The organism is Mycolicibacterium confluentis (assembly GCF_010729895.1).
GTDB classification, from domain to species: domain Bacteria; phylum Actinomycetota; class Actinomycetes; order Mycobacteriales; family Mycobacteriaceae; genus Mycobacterium; species Mycobacterium confluentis.
Genome location: NZ_AP022612.1, coordinates 5822850 through 5839455 on the forward strand (window position 1 = coordinate 5822850; position 16606 = coordinate 5839455).

Below are 16606 nucleotides of genomic sequence, written 5' to 3' on the forward strand. Positions count from 1 at the left end.
ACGACCCGCTGATACCGATGGTGCAGGTGTGGCCCGGCTAAACTGACGCGACAGCAGGGGCTGGACGATGGCAGGAGATCATTGATGACCGGACGCCGGCGGTGGGGAAGTCTGGCCAGTCTGTGCGTGGTGATCGGTTCGGGCGTCGCTCTCGCGGGGCCCGCGCACGCGGCCCCGGTGGTTCTCGGTGGCGGTTCGGGCATCGTGGTCAACGGCGAGTCGTTCTGCACGCTGACCGCGATCGGGCACGACAACAGGGGTGACCTGGTCGGATTCACCTCGGCGCACTGCGGCGGCCCGGGCGCGACAGTGGCCGCCGAGGGCGCGGAGGCAGAAGGGCCCGTCGGCACCATGGTCGCCGGGAATGACGGCCTGGACTATGCCGTCATCAAGTTCGACCCGGCCAAGGTGACCCCGACCAACAACGTCAAGGGCTTCCTCATCAACGGCCTCGGTCCCGACCCGAAGTTCGGCGCCGTGGCGTGCAAGCTGGGCCGCACGACGGGATATTCGTGCGGCGTCACGTGGGGCCCCGGCAAGGATCCCGGCACCATCGTCAACCAGGTCTGCGGTCAGCCCGGGGACTCCGGTGCGCCCGTGACCGTCGACAACAAGCTGGTCGGCATGATCCACGGCGCGTTCACCGAGGACCTGCCGACCTGCGTCATCAAGTTCATCCCGCTGCACACGCCAGCCGTGACGATGTCGTTCAACACGCAGTTGGCCGACATCGTGGCCAAGGACCGCCCGGGCAGCGGGTTCGTCCCGATCGGGTCCTAGCTCTTCCCAGGGCCTTTTCCCGCGAGCGGGCTGGGGTCCCGCGAGCGGCCGCTCGCGGGAAGTGAGAGGGCTACTTGCCTGCGCGGATGGCTTCGAAGACGCTGGGGTCGAGCAGTGTTGAGGCGTCGCCGAGGTCGCGGGTTTCGGCGACGTCGCGCAGCAGACGCGCTGTGAAGTGGATACGGAGTGGTGGCGTGCGTCACGTGGGGCCGCTGATGCGACGCCGAGTATGCCGCGCCGGGGCTCGCTCCAACGGTCTGGACCGAGGACTTTACGTACTGTCGACGGCGACGCCCGCGTACTTGACACTTCGCGTGTGGGGCTGCCAGCGAATATCCAGCACTGTTCTTCAACACGGCAGTTTCAACGTGTGCTTGCCGGCTCGCGGCCGCAACATCGGCCTGATCGGACACTCCGCCCGGCCCGGCGGAAGGGGCGCCGGCGAAGGAATCGAGATCGACGCGTTCGCCCTCAGACGCTTGCCCCGATGGGCAGCAAACCGAAATTCTCGGCTACCCGACATAGGTTGCGCAGGGCGGTGATTGGGGCTCGGTCATCGCCTCCTGGCTCGGTTTCGATCACCCTCAGTCATGCCGTGCCATCTATCTCAGCACTGACGGGCTACGACCGCACGGAGCCACACCCTATGAGGCGGACCGATCTGGTGAGTGGACCAACGAAGAGTTGGCACACTTCGCGATGGAGGGCACCGATTTCCAAGTTGAATTGGGTTACTACCGCATCCAGGTGACACGGCCGCAAACGCTAGGCATCGCGCTGCACGACAGCCCGCTGGGAGCTGCAGCCTGGATTATCGAGAAGTACAAAAGATGGTCCAACTGTGTCGACTGCGATGACATCGGCGAACGTCTCGGATGGCAGAACTTGCTGACCATCGTGATGCTCTACCTCATCGACGACGCATTCGTCACCTCGACATGGATCTACGCCGGCCATGAACTGGACGATCCGTCTACTCTGCCTCCGGGCGCCAGAGTAGAAGTCCCGACGGCCTTCGCTGCCTACCGGGACCCCGTAGATCCCGCACCGCCACGATCACTGGTTGAACGTTCGCACAATCTGATCAGCGGGACTGAAATGCCCAAGGGCGGCCACTTCGCAGCTCTCGAGGAGTCCAAATTGTCTGCGGCAGATCTGCGCAGATTCCTGGGTCTAATCGACGAGACAGTATTTTCACCCTACGCATAACAGCAGAGCCGACGGCGACATTTGCACCTGGGGCAGGGCGGTGGGGCGCCAACCCGCTCGCGTTCTCGGAGAGGTTCGGTGGCGGAGTCCCACAGGTGGCTGTTCGAGCCAGTGCGTTGACAGATCGTAAGGCAATCGTGGGTGAACAGATGACAATTGCCATCTCGCGCTGCGCCCGTCACGAGAACACACTTCAGGAGCGTGTGCGCGGTCGAATGTCCTTCGCTCAGAAAAACTTTGGCGCGCGTTCTAGTGCTTTCAACCCTTCAAGGAGTTAATGTGCCGCGATCGTCACCGAGCAAATGGGCAATGCTCGGAATTGCCTACCTGGTGCTGCTGGCAGCGTACGTTCCGTTCCTCGGATGGACGCCCAAGCTCACCAGTGTCATGGAAGACCTGTCGTTGAACTACACGCAGGCAGGCGCCCTCTCCTCAGTGGCGGGACTTGCTGCCGGAATTGCCCTGCTCTCCGGTGGGGTGATCACGTCGAAGTGGGGGCCCAAGAACATCCTGCTTGCGGGTCTGGCTGGTGGAGTGATCGGTCTGCTGCTGTTCGCATACGCAGACAGTTACACGGTGGCGATGATCGCTCGTGTCATCAGCGGCGCCGCAGCCGGCTTTCTTTTCGTCGGCACGTACACCGTTGCTGTCAACTGGTTTCAGAAGTCGAAAGAGACCGGTAGGGCACTCGGCATCATGGCAACCGGTGATGGGACCGGTTTGCTGTTCGCGCTTTACGTCTTCGCGTGGGTGCTGACGTTGATGGGTTGGCGTGGTGGACTTGTCGCCGGCGCAATCGGCCTTGTCGTGGTGCTTGCAGTCGTCTACTTCCTGGTCCCAGGCGGCGCGGGGTCGACGGATGAAGCGCAGACCGAACAGGTCACGTCGAACGGGACATCAGCGCGCCCGGGGCTGCTTGCTTCGGTGCTGCGCCGAGGCGTGATTATCGCGGCAATATTCGCTATCGGAACCACCGGGCTTTTCACACTCCTCGCAGCCTGGATGCCTGCGGTACTGGTGGAGGGCGCTGGTTGGTCGGAGTCCAACGCGGGTCTGGTTGCGTCGTCGTTCGCCGTGGTCGGTATCACCACTGCGCTACTGGGAGGTTTCCTCTCCGACCGTATCGGCCGCAAACCGGTGTTGGTCGCGGGCGGGTTCGCCGGAAGTTTGGGCGTGGCAGGCACGGCTCTCGCTCTTTCCGCCGGGAACTACACCCTAGTCGCGGTCTGCATCCCGATCATCGGCCTAGGCATCTATCTGGCTTTCCCCGTGGCGGTAGCCCTCGCCGTTGAGGCTACCGAACCGGAATTCGTCGGCGCCGCAAATGGACTGGTACTGGGATCCGGATACATCGTGGGTGGCTTCATCTACCCGCTCGCGCTCGGCAGCATCAAGGACGCGACCGGCGACTACGCCGTAGGGTTCTATGCACTCGCTGTCGCGACATTCGTCCTTTGTGCGCTGGCTCCGTTGTTGGCCAAGAAGACGGCACATGCAGCGGCAACGGGTGCGGGCGACGTGAGAGGCACCGACCGACACGATCTCGAACCGCAGACGTAATAGTCGGGCTTCACGGGGTAGTGCGCTCGCTACCCCGTGAAGCCCGTGACCGACCCAGCTCCCTGCAATTTCGGATACTGCGCCGAGTCATCGCATCGGGATCTGGCTTCACTCCATGTGACATTCCGGCTGCAGCGCAAGAATGAAGGGTTCGCGGCGATTCGCGATTGGTGCGGGCCACTCGTTCACACTCACTGGGATGAAGGCGCCGCTCACCCCTGCCGATCAGCCGAATTGCGCGAGAGCAAAACTAGATGTCAATGAGGTTGTTGAGGAGCAGTATGAGCACGGACCTCCACTACATGTCGGCTGTGGACCTACTGAAGGCGTTCAGAGAGAAGTCAATCTCTCCGCTTGAGGCGCTGGAGTCGGTGCAAACTCGCGCCGACGAAGTCGAGCCCAAGATCAACGCACTGCTGGAACGTGACTGGGAAGACCACACGATTCGTGCGCGCGCGTCGACCGAACGGTATGCAGCGGGTACGCCCTTGGGGCCACTCGATGGACTACCGGTGGTGGTGAAGGAAGAGCACCCCATGGCCGGCCGCGAGCAGTCATCGGGATCCCTGGTCGTCCGTGACACTGCTGCAGAGACACATCCTGTGCCGGAGAGGATGATCAACGCCGGAGCCGTTGTGCACGCCCGGACGACAACTCCTGAATTTGCTTGCGCAGCGATATGTTTCAGCGAGAAGTGGGGCGTGACACGCAATCCCTGGAACAGGGACTACACGCCCGGTGGCTCATCGGGGGGGTCCGCAGCTGCCTTGGCCAGCGGCACTGCGTACCTCGCAAGTGCATCCGATATGGGTGGGTCTATCCGGATCCCCGCGAGCTTTTCGGGTGTCGTCGGGTTCAAGGCCCCTTACGGACGCGTTCCGTCCATGCCGCCCTACGGCCTGAGTACGTACTGCCACGAGGGTCCGATGGCCCGCACCGTCGAAGACGTCGTTCTCTTCCAGAACGTCATCCAAGGTCAGCATCACAAGGACCCGATTTCCCTTCCGTCGAATCCCGTTCCCACCGATCTCGGGGACGTTCGCGGACTCAAAGTGGCGTATGCGCTGACACTCGGCGATTATGCCGTCGAACCCGAAATTTCCTTGAACACCAAGAGATTTGCGGACGCTCTCGCTGATGCCGGCGCCGACGTCACCGAAGTTACGGTGCCTGTGGTTGCGAAGATGGTCTTCGAAACGTTGCTCGCCCACTTCGATCGCAACCTCAGCGAGTACGTCGACACCGCCTGTCGTGACGACAGCGACTACGACCGCCTCATGCCCTATACCCGGCATATCGTCGAGCTCTGCCGAGAGGCCGGTGGTCGAATCTCGCCGTTGCAAGGAATAACCCGCGAGGCTGAGATTCAAGCCGCGGTACTCCAGGTCTTCGAAAACCACGACGCTCTAATCTGTCCCACCATGGGAGCCTACGGATACCTCGCCGACGACAGCTATCTCGACGGTATCGAGACCAACGGCCACCGCTTCCACCACTACCTCGAAACCGCGCTCACGCCTGTGTTCAATATCGCCAGCCGGCATCCCGTTCTGAATGTCCCTTCTGGTTTGGCCCCCAACGGTGTCCCGACGGGAGTGCAGATTGTTGCTCGGCCTTACGACGACGTCACCGCGTTCCGCGTCGGTGCAGCCGCCGAGAAAGCCCTCGGCATCTGGTTGAATCCCGAGTGGCGACCGAACATCTAGGGGAATACTCGGATGGGTCGGCGCGGGGCGTTCGGCGTTCCCGCTACAGCACGCAGGGTATCGACCGTCCGAGCTTTGGGTCGGCACCTGCCTGGCTGTTTGGACGTAGGTTGCCATCGGTTACACATCGAGAATTGACGCAAACTCAAGCCAATCGACCCAGCATTTCTGAGAAGCGTTGAACTCCTATAATTTTCACGCAATCCGACCCAAATCTGAAAGAACAGGTGCAGCATGCAGAAGTTCGAACTCAACTGGACGCCCTTCGAGGCCGTGGCTCCCGAGCGTGTGACGGAGGGGCAGCCCACCACACGACTGGCTGAAGGCGTTGCCGGCGAGGCCCTGAAATCCGGGCTGTGGGAGGTGACGCCGGGCAGATTCACCACGGCCCCCAAGGGATTCGATGAAGTCATTCACATCGTCAGCGGGAAAGGGGTATTGCGGTCCGTTGATGGAAGTTCGATCGACCTGGCACCTGGAGTTTCGTTCCTGATGGAAGATGGCTTCGTCGGCGAGTGGGAGATCGTTGAGCCACTTCGGAAGTTCTACGCAAAGGTATCGACAACCACGGTCGCCTAGCTGGGGCGCAGCCAGCTTGGTACCCCCATCGAGCACGTACAGCGACTGCGCGAGTTCTGGCTCAAATCCTTCGACTGGGCACGCTCCCAAGAAGAACTCAACAGGCTCCCGCAGTTTCGCTGCACGGTCGCTGGCGACAACCCGCACTACGTCCACCTCCGATCCCGCACCGGGCAGCCCCGCGGTGCTCTCGTACTGATACACGGATGGCCGGGCTCGTTCTTCGAGTTCTACGGCCTCATCGACGAGCTGATGTCAGACCCGGCGTGGTCTTACGACATCGTGGTGCCGTCATTACCGGGTTTCGCTTTCAGTACCCCGTTGAGCCGGCCGCTGGGGTGTCGCGCAATGGCCAATCGCATTCGCACGCTCATGACCGAAATTCTCGGCTACCCGACATAGGTTGCGCAGGGCGGTGATTGGGGCTCGGTCATCGCCTCCTGGCTCGGTTTCGATCACCCTCAGTCATGCCGTGCCATCTATCTCAGCACTGACGGGCTACGACCGCACGGAGCCACACCCTATGAGGCGGACCGATCTGGTGAGTGGACCAACGAAGAGTTGGCACACTTCGCGATGGAGGGCACCGATTTCCAGTTGAATTGGGTTACTACCGCATCCAGGTGACACGGCCGCAAACGCTAGGCATCGCGCTGCACGACAGCCCGCTGGGAGCTGCAGCCTGGATTATCGAGAAGTACAAAAGATGGTCCAACTGTGTCGACTGCGATGACATCGGCGAACGTCTCGGATGGCAGAACTTGCTGACCATCGTGATGCTCTACCTCATCGACGACGCATTCGTCACCTCGACATGGATCTACGCCGGCCATGAACTGGACGATCCGTCTACTCTGCCTCCGGGCGCCAGAGTAGAAGTCCCGACGGCCTTCGCTGCCTACCGGGACCCCGTAGATCCCGCACCGCCACGATCACTGGTTGAACGTTCGCACAATCTGATCAGCGGGACTGAAATGCCCAAGGGCGGCCACTTCGCAGCTCTCGAGGAGCCCAAATTGTCTGCGGCAGATCTGCGCAGATTCCTGGGTCTAATCGACGAGACAGTATTTTCACCCTACGCATAACAGCAGAACGCACCTGCCTGCACATCGAGATCTCGCCCCACCGGATCAGCCCACGGATTGGCGAAGACGTAATCGCTATCCAGGTCGCCGTACTCGGCATGCAGGTAATCGCAGTACATGCGGATGGACCGGCCCGGTACCGGAACCTGATGCGATCCGACTTAGCCCGCGCCCCATCGGTATTCACCCGGCCCACCACCGACAACACGCACGCAACGGCGTCGATGGCCTCATGGCGCAATCCCAGGGCCTCGCCAATGCGTAGTCTCGTCTCGGCCAGCAGCAGGGTGAACAACAACCGGACCCGCGACCGGTCACACGATCCCAGTACCGCCGCGAGTTGGGCGTTGGAAGGTCTCGGCGATGGCGTGCAGGAGGTTGGTGGCGAGTCGGTTAGGGGAAACCCGCCCGCCCGGAGATGTGGCGGCGGACGATTCGCAGGGTGCGGATGAACGACATCCGCGGTGGGTCGTGGCCGTCGGGGTCGGTGGCTTCTTACATCAGTGCGCGGATCGCGCTGTGCGTCAATTGCAGCGCCCAGATCTGCAGGCGCGCCATTTCGGGGCTGTTGGAACGCACCACCCGCTAGCTGCCTCTTCAACCGGGCATTTTTTCGGCCTCGAGCTCTTCGAGCCGTTTGGCTCGTCGGCCTTCATGCCGCCGTACTGGGCAATCCAGCGACCCACGTCGATACGGAACTCAAACCGTTCACCTCCGGTCTGAAAACACTCCGCCCGGCGCTGGCTTTAGCAGCCGCGTCCGATAAGGCGGTGCGGCGCAGGGTTCTCGTCGACGATGATGCCGACCATGGCATGACCCAGCCCGCGCAACGGGTCTGCTGCACGAATAGGTGACATCTGAGTTGGCTTGCCCAGCGTGGGCAGGCTGGAAGGATGTCCCCATGGCAAGGCCCTACCCCCGTGAGTTCCGCGACGACGTCGTGCGCGTGGCCCGCAACCGCGATGACGGGGCGACGATCGAGCAGATCGCCACCGATTTCGGTGTCCATCCGATGACCTTGCACAAGTGGATGCGCCAGGCTGATATCGACGATGGCGCCAAGCCTGGCAAGAGCACTGGCGAGTCTGCTGAGCTGCGTGAGGCGCGGCGGCGGATCAAACTGCTCGAGCAGGAGAACGAGGTCCTGCGCCGGGCCACGGCCTATCTGTCACAGGCCAACCTTCCGGGAAAAGGCTCTACCCGCTCGTAAGTGAGCTCGCCGCCGACGGGATCCCCGTCGCGGTGACGTGCCGGGTCCTCAAGCTCGCCCGCCAGCCGTACTACCGTTGGCGCGCCAATCCGATTACTGACGCGGAGATCATCGAGGCATATCGCGCCAACGCCCTGTTCGACGCCCACCGCGACGATCCCGAGTTCGGCTACCGCTACCTGGTCGAGGAGGCCCGCGACACCGGCGAGACGATGGCCGAGCGCACCGCTTGGCGGATCTGCTCACAGAATCGGTTGTGGAGCGTGTTCGGCAAGAAGCGCGGCAAGAACGGCAAGGTCGGCCCGCCGGTGCACGATGATCTTGTCGAACGCGACTTCACCGCCGGTGGCCCAAACCAGCTGTGGCTCAGCGATATCACCGAACATCGCACCGATGAAGGCAAGCTCTACCTCTGTGCCATCAAGGACGTGTTCTCCAACCGCATCGTCGGATACTCGATCGACTCCCGGATGAAGTCCCGGCTGGCCACCACAGCGCTCAGTAGTGCGGTGGCACGCCGCGGTGATGTTGCCGGTTGCATTCTGCACTCCGATCGCGGATCTCAATTCAGGTCAAGGAGATTCGTGCACGCACTCGGCCGTTACGAGATGGTCGGATCGATGGGCCGCGTCGGTGCGGCCGGCGACAACGCCGCCATGGAGAGCTTCTTCGCCCTGCTCCAGAAGAACGTGCTCGATCGCCGCCGCTGGCGCACCCGAGAAGAGCTGCGGATCGCGATCGTCACCTGGATCGAACGCACCTACCATCGCCGCCGGCGCCAAGCCGGACTCGGGCGGTTGACCCCGATCGAGTTCGAAGCCATTATGACCACACCGGCCAGTCAGGCCGCGTGACCGAAACTGTCACCTGATCGTGCAGCAGACCCAACACTTGGCCTCATGTCTACTTTTGACTTGTGCGCGGGGCGTCGGAATCGCGAATCGGCCGGGTGGCGAGGACGCTTACAGCGGCGGGCACCATAAGCGCCGTAATTGCCAAAAGCGAGTTCAGGGTGCCCACGCGGTCGGCAAGCACACCCATCAGAGGTGGCGCGACCACGAAGGCCATATAACCGATCGTTGACACGACGCTCACTCGGGCCGCTGCTCGGTCAGGATCGTCAGCGGCAGCCGAAACGCCGACGGGAAACCCCGTCGATGCTCCGAACCCCCACAACACGATGCCGACCAGCACCACAACCCAGTAGCCTGCGAAAACAACGAGCAGGGTTCCAGCGGCGGTGCACGCTGCGCTGGCCCACAGCACCGGTGCCCTTCCCCATCGGTCCAGAATGCTGGGAACCGTAAAACGACCGACAGCCATCGCACAGGAGAAAGTCACAAACCCTGCTACGCCCACCCAATGCGCCGCTCCGTAACCGTCGATCAGCGCCAACGCCAGCCAGTCGTTTGCTGAACCCTCAACCGCCGCGAAGGCCAACACCATGGCGCCAATCGCCAAAGTGCGCGGCTCGCGCCAAGCTGAACGCGGTCGGCTCAAGGGTCGGGTCGCAGCCACTTGCGCTGGGGCAAGGTAGCGGACCGCACACAGTGTCCCCGTTGCGCAGCTGAGGGCAACGATGCCTACGTGGATGCTGAGGGCAACGTGAGCGGCAGCCAGCGGGACACCCAGCAAGGCGCCGAAAATCGAGCCGATGCTAAAGGCCCCGTGGAAGTAGGGCAGCAGTGTTCGACCGCTCTGCTGCTCGATTTCGGCGCCGGCGATGTTGTGTGCAACATCCCAGATCCCGGTACCGACACCGAAAACAAACAGTGCCACGGCCGTGCATACCACGGAGTGAGCTGGGCCTGCTCCGTAGGCAAGCACGATTAGTCCTGTCGCGCACATCAGGACGCCGGCTCTGATGACGTTTCCAGTTCCAAACATCTGAGTCAAACGACCGCTCGACGGTAGGCCCAGCAATGAACCAGCGGCCACCATCAGCAGCAGAAAACCAAGGGTGCCGTTACCAATGTCAAGACCCTCACGCACATCGGGCAAGCGTGAGACCAGCGTGGCAAAGAAGACCCCGTTGAGCGTGAAGCTCACTGAGACCGCTAAGCGGTCCGCGGACAACACGTAGATGCCCCTCTCTGCTGTCATCCGTGCCCTGAACGAGGACGCGCCCATGGCCTTGGCCCTCCATACTTAAGTCCGTCAGGTATGGATGCCATGGACGGTCTGTCGCGCATGCGACACAGCGGCCACACACCTTGCGGATCACAACTGATGACGGCGTTGTCGGCTGTGCGCTTTACCTTCGTCCATAGGGTCCGCTGGCAGCGGCATGATCAACCAGGTCGCCGCGACTCTGGCGCTACATGCAGCAAGGACGCCTGTTTCTTCGAATCGAAACGTGCGGTGCAGCAACGAGTCTCCATCAATACCGTCCGACGACAGCTCGATACCATGGCCCACTGGTGATAGGTAGCCTCGCAAAGGTTCAGACGACTCGACTAAGCAGCTTTCACTGGTCGGGCCGCGCGCCATCGGTAGTTCGTCACATGAGGTAGCAGGGGGTCATCGCATAGTCGGCGGGATTTGCACGCCGGTGTCAGTGGGTTTGCGGCGGAGGTGCTCGATCATCTCTTCGACGGTGTCGCACGGTACGATCCCTTCTGCTCGCAACATCGGTCGAACGTCAGCGGCCTCCTGGTGCTCGAGGTCTTCATTGAGCCGTCCGCCCATGAAGACACGCGGGTTCACCCCGCGAGCGTCGAGTTCTTTCTTGAGTCGGCGGCCAAGGGTTAGCGCCATTCCGTTATGAGTCGATACCGCAACCGAGTCCGCAGCGGTCTCCACCACAACTTTCGCGATATCGGGGGAGGTGGTGTTGATACCGAGGTCGATCACCTTCGCCCCACATGCGGAGAGTGCTTGGGTGAGGACATGCAGCGCGTACTCATGCACGTCGGTCCCGCCTGTGACGACTTTGACATCACGCAGGTCAGGAAGGCGGCCATCGGCACGAAGGCTGGTGAGCACGCTGTTTCTTCGCTCCTGGAGCCGGGCCAGCGTGTCGCTGGCCACGATCGGCTTGAACCCGCGCGGATAGCTGGAGTCGGGTTCGCCGGCGTGAAAGAGGTCCTCGATCGCACTTGCGCCGAGCCGTCGTGTCGCAAGCATCAACTGCAGAGGATCGCGGGTATTGACGCCAATCTTCCCCAAACCTTCCAGCAGGTTACGGAATACCTGTCGCCCGCCCTTGATGATCAGGTCACGCATTTGATAGATCGGTCGCCAGTCGATGATGTCCGGACATGCGCGGACGCGCTTCTCGGCCTCACTGACGATCACCAACGACTCGACCAATTCGTCGACGGTCGGGATGCGAATCGGCTCCGAGACAGGGGTGGCGTGCATGGCTGCACCCGTCGGGTGCTTCAACTCTCGGGCGATCGTGTACATCACGTCCGCGGCAACGATCACGGCATTGCGGTCGAAGTCGTCGCCGACCAGAGCGTTGGTATCCCCATGGACAAATGTTGGCGGGACGCGGTCCACATTGATTGAATCGAGCGCCATACCGAATGCTTGTTTACGGATCGGATCTGAGAACGTCGATCCGAAACTCTGCGCGTGGGCTGCACCGATCAGGTTCTCCGCGATGTAGCACTGAAACATGCTCCAGCCCAAAGACGTTGCCAGGTCGTGGAATGACGAACAGAACCCGTCCTCGATGAATGAGTTCAACACAACCCCGTGATCGCGCTTCTGCGCGATCATGGCCGCGGCCTGTACCCCGCGGATCATTTGCTCAGCGTCGTCGTCCCATCCTGGATAGCTGTAACGATTGAATTCGGCGAAATCGCCGATGTATCCGAAGCCGGCGCGTATCGCGGCTTCGGTGGTCGAAAGCCCACCGGGCGTGGCCACACCGTGGTCGTTCCATTCAGGCTCGACGTCGGTGTCTCGCGTGGCTCCTTCCCAGTCGGCGTCGGTGTACATCATGAGTCCGGTCTCAGCGATCGCGCCGTCGCGCATCTCCGGGGGAAGTCCCATTCGCCGATCGGTGACGAGGGAAACGCGGTCCAGCTTGTAGCCACGCTTTACTCCGGCAGCGGTGATTTCATGGAGAGCGTCTCGCGTCTCGGCCCATGTTTTGTAACCGAGGTTAATGTAGGTCGTGAGTTGGCCGCTATCTCGACACCGCTCTTTGAATTCACGGTCACTCTTGCCGTTACGTTCTTCGACAGCGCGCGACCGGCCGACAGGGATCCCCTCGGCGCGTCTCTTTGCCTCACGTACTAGGTCGTTCCCGTCGGGAAGATCATCGGGAATCAGTTGCTGCAGGTCAATCTGAGGCGAAGTCACGACAGGCTCCTTAAGCCTTGGTGCTGAGGCTGTTGATGAGTAACGGCATGGCTGACTCCAGCAGCGCACGCGCCGCTAGCGGGCTGGCAGTGGCCAACAGGCCTGCCGCTGCCAGCACGTATTGATCGTCCATGCCTGTACGAACTTGACGGGGAAGTAACAGCGGCTTACTCCCTAAGGCGTTGCTCAGGCAGGTGCTGAGATCCGGCGGATTGAGCGCCCGCAGAGCGCCTCCGGTGCCGACGAGGAGCGTAGCCTTTGTGAGGTCACGACCCTCTCGTTCAAGGACTGCACCGTCCGGCGTGAGCGTCAGGCGTTCGCGACCGACGTGACGTCGTAACGCGACCGTGATCGCAAGCATCGTCAGGCGGCGATCAGCATCTGATTCGGCTCGGCAGTCGGAGAGGTAGTTCGGGTTCTGTTCGCGAACCGCTGCGGGGTCGGCGAGCTCGGCGGCCTCAGCGGTGCTGATGAGTCCTTCTCGGCGCGCCGCCTCGACAATACCGAGGGCATTCCACCGGACACCCAGGTCAGCCTCGACTGATCGAGCAGTCACGGACTGCGGCAGGAGGGGTCGCTTATAGCCCCGAGGTGCCGAGTGTCCCACCAAGGCCGAATGGACGTCTGTTGTCGCCCCGCCGACATCGACGACGATTAGGCCAGTTCCAGCACCTCGCTGTGCGAGCATGTGGGCGAGGAGTTCAGTGCCCCGTAGGACTGCGTCTGGGGTTGCCATCTGAACGAGTTGCGAAAGCCGTTCTCCCTCAATGAGCTTTCCGCCGATCACATGACTGATGAAAAGCCGCCGTACGACTTCTCGCACTCCCTCTGGGCTGAATGCCCGAATCGCCGGCATCACGTTTGGCGCGCGAGCGACCGTCCATCCGCGGTCCCGAAGCCCTTTTGCGGCTTCTTCCTGGACCACGTCATTGCCGGCGATCACTACCGGAACGTGATGGCCGTCGATTCCGGCCAGGACCCCGGCGGACTCACGCAATGTCTTCTCGTCGCCGCCATCCGTTCCGCCGACGAGCAGGATGATGTCCGGATTCTGTGTGAGCAGTTCGTGAGCATCGGTAGCGCTCTTAAGACCTGCGCTGACGACCGTGGTCACCCGGGCGCCGGCGCTGAGCGCGGCTTGCCGTGCTGCTTCAACAGTCAGCTCACGTTCCAGTCCCACCACGGCCATGCGGAGACCGCCCCCAGCGCTGGAACAGGCGAGCGTTTGGGTGAAGACCTTGCCGGGATGGCGACTTTCGATATCTCTTTGAGCTGAAGTGAGGCCGGCAAGAACGTCCCGGCCGACGGTCGGGTGTTGAGAAGAATCCACGAAGCGGCCGTCCTGGCTGACCGCGCGCAGCTTGGTGAAGGTGCTACCGAAATCCACGAGCCCAATCAAGGTTCCATTGTCAGGCGGATCCGGCAATGCGGTCAGGGCATGGTCACTCATGTGAACGGGTCTGGCGAGCAGCAGCGCGGTGCACGGCGTTGGTGCCGATCACCGTTCGCCAAGCATCCGCAGGTAGAGATCAAGTGCCCCGGTGATCGCCGGTTCGGCGCTGGCGCTGTAGGGGCCGGGTATGTAGGCGCTCGATTCGATCCCCGCCTGCTGACGCTCCAGCGTCATCGCATCCTGGGGGTGGGTCGTCGCCCACAGCCCAATGACGTCCTCAACCTCGAAGTCCACGCCCTCGACCGCATCCTCATGTACGAGCCAGTAGGCCGCGAACTCCGACGACGTCGGACCCGTCGGGTAGCAAGTGGCGATCATGGCGTGATCGGGGTGGAAATCGCCCCACGTGTACCCCGGTTGGGTCATGAATCCGGTCCCGCTGTAGTCCGGGGGAATAGGGGTGCCACGCCCAAAGTCGCCAAGAAGCTTCTTTGAGGCCACGTTGCCGCTGAGGGTCAGAGAATCCTTACCGTATTGGAGCGGGATGACAAGTTCTTGGACGAGGCTAGCGTTGTAATCCTCTGCGTAGTAGCCGGTCATGGCGGACGGGTCGAGCACCTTGCAGAATTCGTGATGCACCGTGGGGCAGTGATAGCACTCAACGCCGTTCTCTAACAGCAACTTCCAGTTGGCCCTGGTCGGATACACGTGACTGTGGATGACCTTCATCTTCTCCGGCTCGAGTCGAGCCATCGCAGCCGTGCCTTCAGGACCAACCATGTCCTCAACCTCGCGCAGAGGTTCAGGCGAAAAGTTCACGAAGATCAGGCCCTGCCAGACCGACACCTGGGCACGGTGAAGTCCGAGCTGGTCGAAGTCCAGATCTAGTCCGCTTTGTTGTGGCGAAGCGGCTAGTAGTTCGCCTTCGGTGCCGTAGGACCAGGAGTGATAGGGACAGACAATGCGTCGCGCGCGGCCGGAACCTTCGCACATGCGCATGCCGCGGTGTCTGCAGACGTTGTGCAGCGCCAGGATCTCGTTGTCCCTGGTTCGGATTATGATCAGGCTCTCGTTGAGAATCGTGAAGGTAAAGAAGTCACCCGGGGACTTGACCTGCGAAACGTGGCCCGCATATAGCCATTGACGCTTCCAAATCTTTTCTACGTCCTCCGTGAACTGCTCTGCCGAGGTGTAGTAGCGCTGCGGAAGACTTGTCACGATCTCGTCGTCATCAATAACAGAATCGTTCTCATCAAGAACAGACACAGTTGGGAACTCCAATCGCCATCGGGACCAGACTTGCCAGCGGGCGCAGGTGAATCGGCTTGGAAACGAGCGTGTCGCCGGTATTCGGAATCGTCTCTCGGCATGTGTCCTGGCACACATGAACGCAGTGTCAGGCAATCTCCGGTTGCGCGTTACATATCGTCCAGCCTGTCGAAACCTCCCCGTGCGTCTCGAGGTCAAGCACCAGGTGTGTGAGGACGTGGCCCGAGTCGCCCTGAAGGAATTCGTCCAAGGATTCGCTCCAGTCCGTCGCGACCGTCGTTTTGTGTACCTTTGTTTGGGGAACGCGGTGGACACCAGCAGATCAACAACCTGGGGTTGCTTGTCGACGGGTGCGTCGATGGCCCGACTCTATTGTTCAGCAATGGATTCGGTGCCACGCTGATCAAGCCCCGAGATAGCCGGATACGTGCCTTCGTCCGTCCTCCGCGGTGGACACGTCGAGGCCCAGGATCTCGAACTAGCCTTGGGTGTTGATGCCGGTGGCGATGAGCGCGCGCGTCGACCACGAACGTGTACGGGCCGACGCCGCATCAATCATTTTCAATTCACAGATCGCGGCCAATGGTTTCGGGTGACTTTATCGCCACTGCCCGGGTCGGTGGTTGATCTGGTCCTACTTACTGGTCCTGAGGGCTTCGAAGACGCTGGGGTCCACCAGTGTCGAGGTGCCACCGAGTTCGCGGCCCTCGGCCACGTCGCGTAGCAGCCGCCGCATGATTTTGCCGCTGCGGGTTTTCGGTAGCTCCGGAACGACGTGGATCTCAAGGGGTTTCGCGATGGGGGAGATCTCCGTGGACACCTCGGCGCGCAGTTCGTCGACCATCTGTTCGTGGCTGAGCTCGGCGGCGTGGCTCTTGAGGATGACGAAGGCGCAGATGCCTTGGCCGGTGTGTTCGTCGGTGGCACCGACGACGGCGGCCAAGGCCACCCCGGCGTGCCCGACGAGGGCGGATTCGACCTCGTCGGTGGAGATGCGGTGCCCGGAGACGTTCATTTCGTCGTCGATGCGGCCCAGGACCCAGATTTCGCCGTCGGTGCCGTAGCGGGCGCCGTCGCCGGCGATGTACCAGCCCTGCCGTTCGGCGAACCGCGACCAGTAGGTCTCCTTGAATCGTTCGGCATCGCCCCAGATGCCGCGCGGCATCGCCGGCCACGGCTCGTCCAGGACCAGGTAGCCGGTGGTCTGTTCGGCGCCTTCGACGGCGCGCCCGAGGTCATCGTCGTCGTCGACGATCTTGGCCGAGATGCCGGGCAGCGGGGGCGTCGCTGAACCGGGCTTGCAGTTCGTCACCCAGGGCAGGGGTGAGATGATTACCGCGCAGGTCTCGGTCTGCCGCCGCTGGTGGCATTGGCGTTGGCTGCGAAGCCGGCCGATGGGGGTAGGCAAGCTGGGGTTGTGCTGCTGTCACGGGGTGGTGGTCGGGCATCGTTCTACCCCGCTCGGGGCTGGTCGTGGAATGCCGGCGTGCCTCATGTGGTG

12 protein-coding genes and 1 pseudogene are annotated in these 16606 nt (G+C 62.0%); 8 read left to right on the forward strand and 5 right to left on the reverse strand.

Annotated features, from left to right (window positions below):
• Positions 1–84: 84 nt before the first annotated feature.
• The 8 genes from G6N34_RS27340 (at position 85) to G6N34_RS27375 (ending at position 8983) form a co-directional block, all read left to right on the forward strand.
• Entirely contained in the window at positions 85–780 is a 696-nt protein-coding gene (locus G6N34_RS27340; RefSeq protein WP_163645565.1) for a S1 family peptidase, read from the forward strand.
• Between the two features lie 699 nt (positions 781–1479).
• Entirely contained in the window at positions 1480–1989 is a 510-nt protein-coding gene (locus G6N34_RS27345) for an alpha/beta fold hydrolase (protein ID WP_085150262.1), read from the forward strand.
• 279 nt (positions 1990–2268) lie between these two features.
• Positions 2269–3549, forward strand: coding sequence for an MFS transporter (locus G6N34_RS27350; RefSeq protein WP_163645567.1), 1281 nt, complete (start codon positions 2269–2271; stop codon positions 3547–3549).
• Positions 3550–3830: 281 nt separating this feature from the next.
• Complete coding sequence (locus tag G6N34_RS27355; RefSeq protein ID WP_085150325.1) at positions 3831–5255, forward strand: amidase; 1425 nt, start codon at positions 3831–3833, stop codon at positions 5253–5255.
• Between the two features lie 234 nt (positions 5256–5489).
• Complete coding sequence (locus tag G6N34_RS27360) at positions 5490–5834, forward strand: cupin domain-containing protein (protein ID WP_085150259.1); 345 nt, start codon at positions 5490–5492, stop codon at positions 5832–5834.
• Entirely contained in the window at positions 5835–6236 is a 402-nt protein-coding gene (locus tag G6N34_RS28540) for an epoxide hydrolase family protein (protein ID WP_085150324.1), read from the forward strand.
• Positions 6237–6457: 221 nt separating this feature from the next.
• Positions 6458–6919, forward strand: a complete 462-nt coding sequence (locus tag G6N34_RS27370) for an alpha/beta fold hydrolase (protein WP_133057719.1) — start codon at positions 6458–6460, stop codon at positions 6917–6919.
• Positions 6920–7820: 901 nt separating this feature from the next.
• A protein-coding gene (locus tag G6N34_RS27375; protein ID WP_109788354.1) for an IS3 family transposase occupies positions 7821–8983 on the forward strand; the annotation gives its coding sequence in 2 pieces (ribosomal slippage) (positions 7821–8105 and positions 8108–8983; 1161 coding nt in all).
• A 49-nt stretch (positions 8984–9032) separates the two neighbouring features.
• Here the strand turns inward: G6N34_RS27375 and G6N34_RS27380 are convergent.
• From G6N34_RS27380 to G6N34_RS27400, 5 genes and pseudogenes are all read right to left on the reverse strand, one after another.
• On the reverse strand, positions 9033–10178 hold the full coding sequence (locus tag G6N34_RS27380; protein WP_197746697.1) for an MFS transporter: 1146 nt from the start codon (positions 10176–10178) through the stop codon (positions 9033–9035).
• Positions 10179–10649: 471 nt separating this feature from the next.
• Positions 10650–12443, reverse strand: coding sequence for a cobalamin-dependent protein (locus G6N34_RS27385; protein ID WP_133057809.1), 1794 nt, complete (start codon positions 12441–12443; stop codon positions 10650–10652).
• A 10-nt stretch (positions 12444–12453) separates the two neighbouring features.
• The gene (locus G6N34_RS27390; RefSeq protein ID WP_085154934.1) at positions 12454–13893 is read right to left on the reverse strand and encodes a glutamate mutase L; all 1440 of its coding nucleotides are present in this window, start codon (positions 13891–13893) and stop codon (positions 12454–12456) included.
• Positions 13894–13941: 48 nt separating this feature from the next.
• Positions 13942–15102, reverse strand: a complete 1161-nt coding sequence (locus tag G6N34_RS27395; protein WP_163645571.1) for an aromatic ring-hydroxylating oxygenase subunit alpha — start codon at positions 15100–15102, stop codon at positions 13942–13944.
• 637 nt (positions 15103–15739) lie between these two features.
• Positions 15740–16459 (reverse strand): annotated as a pseudogene (locus tag G6N34_RS27400) (AMP-binding enzyme); the annotation flags it as partial.
• Between the last annotated feature and the right edge of the window lie 147 nt (positions 16460–16606).

Bases quoted from the DNA above. Each gene is read 5' to 3' on its own strand.
- G6N34_RS27355 (WP_085150325.1), top strand. From the start codon at position 3,831: ATGAGCACGGACCTCCACTACATGTCGGCTGTGGACCTACTGAAGGCG.
- G6N34_RS27360 (WP_085150259.1), top strand. From the start codon at position 5,490: ATGCAGAAGTTCGAACTCAACTGGACGCCCTTCGAGGCCGTGGCTCCC.
- G6N34_RS27340 (WP_163645565.1), top strand. From the start codon at position 85: ATGACCGGACGCCGGCGGTGGGGAAGTCTGGCCAGTCTGTGCGTGGTG.
- G6N34_RS27345 (WP_085150262.1), top strand. From the start codon at position 1,480: ATGGAGGGCACCGATTTCCAAGTTGAATTGGGTTACTACCGCATCCAG.
- G6N34_RS27390 (WP_085154934.1), bottom strand. From the start codon at position 13,893: ATGAGTGACCATGCCCTGACCGCATTGCCGGATCCGCCTGACAATGGA.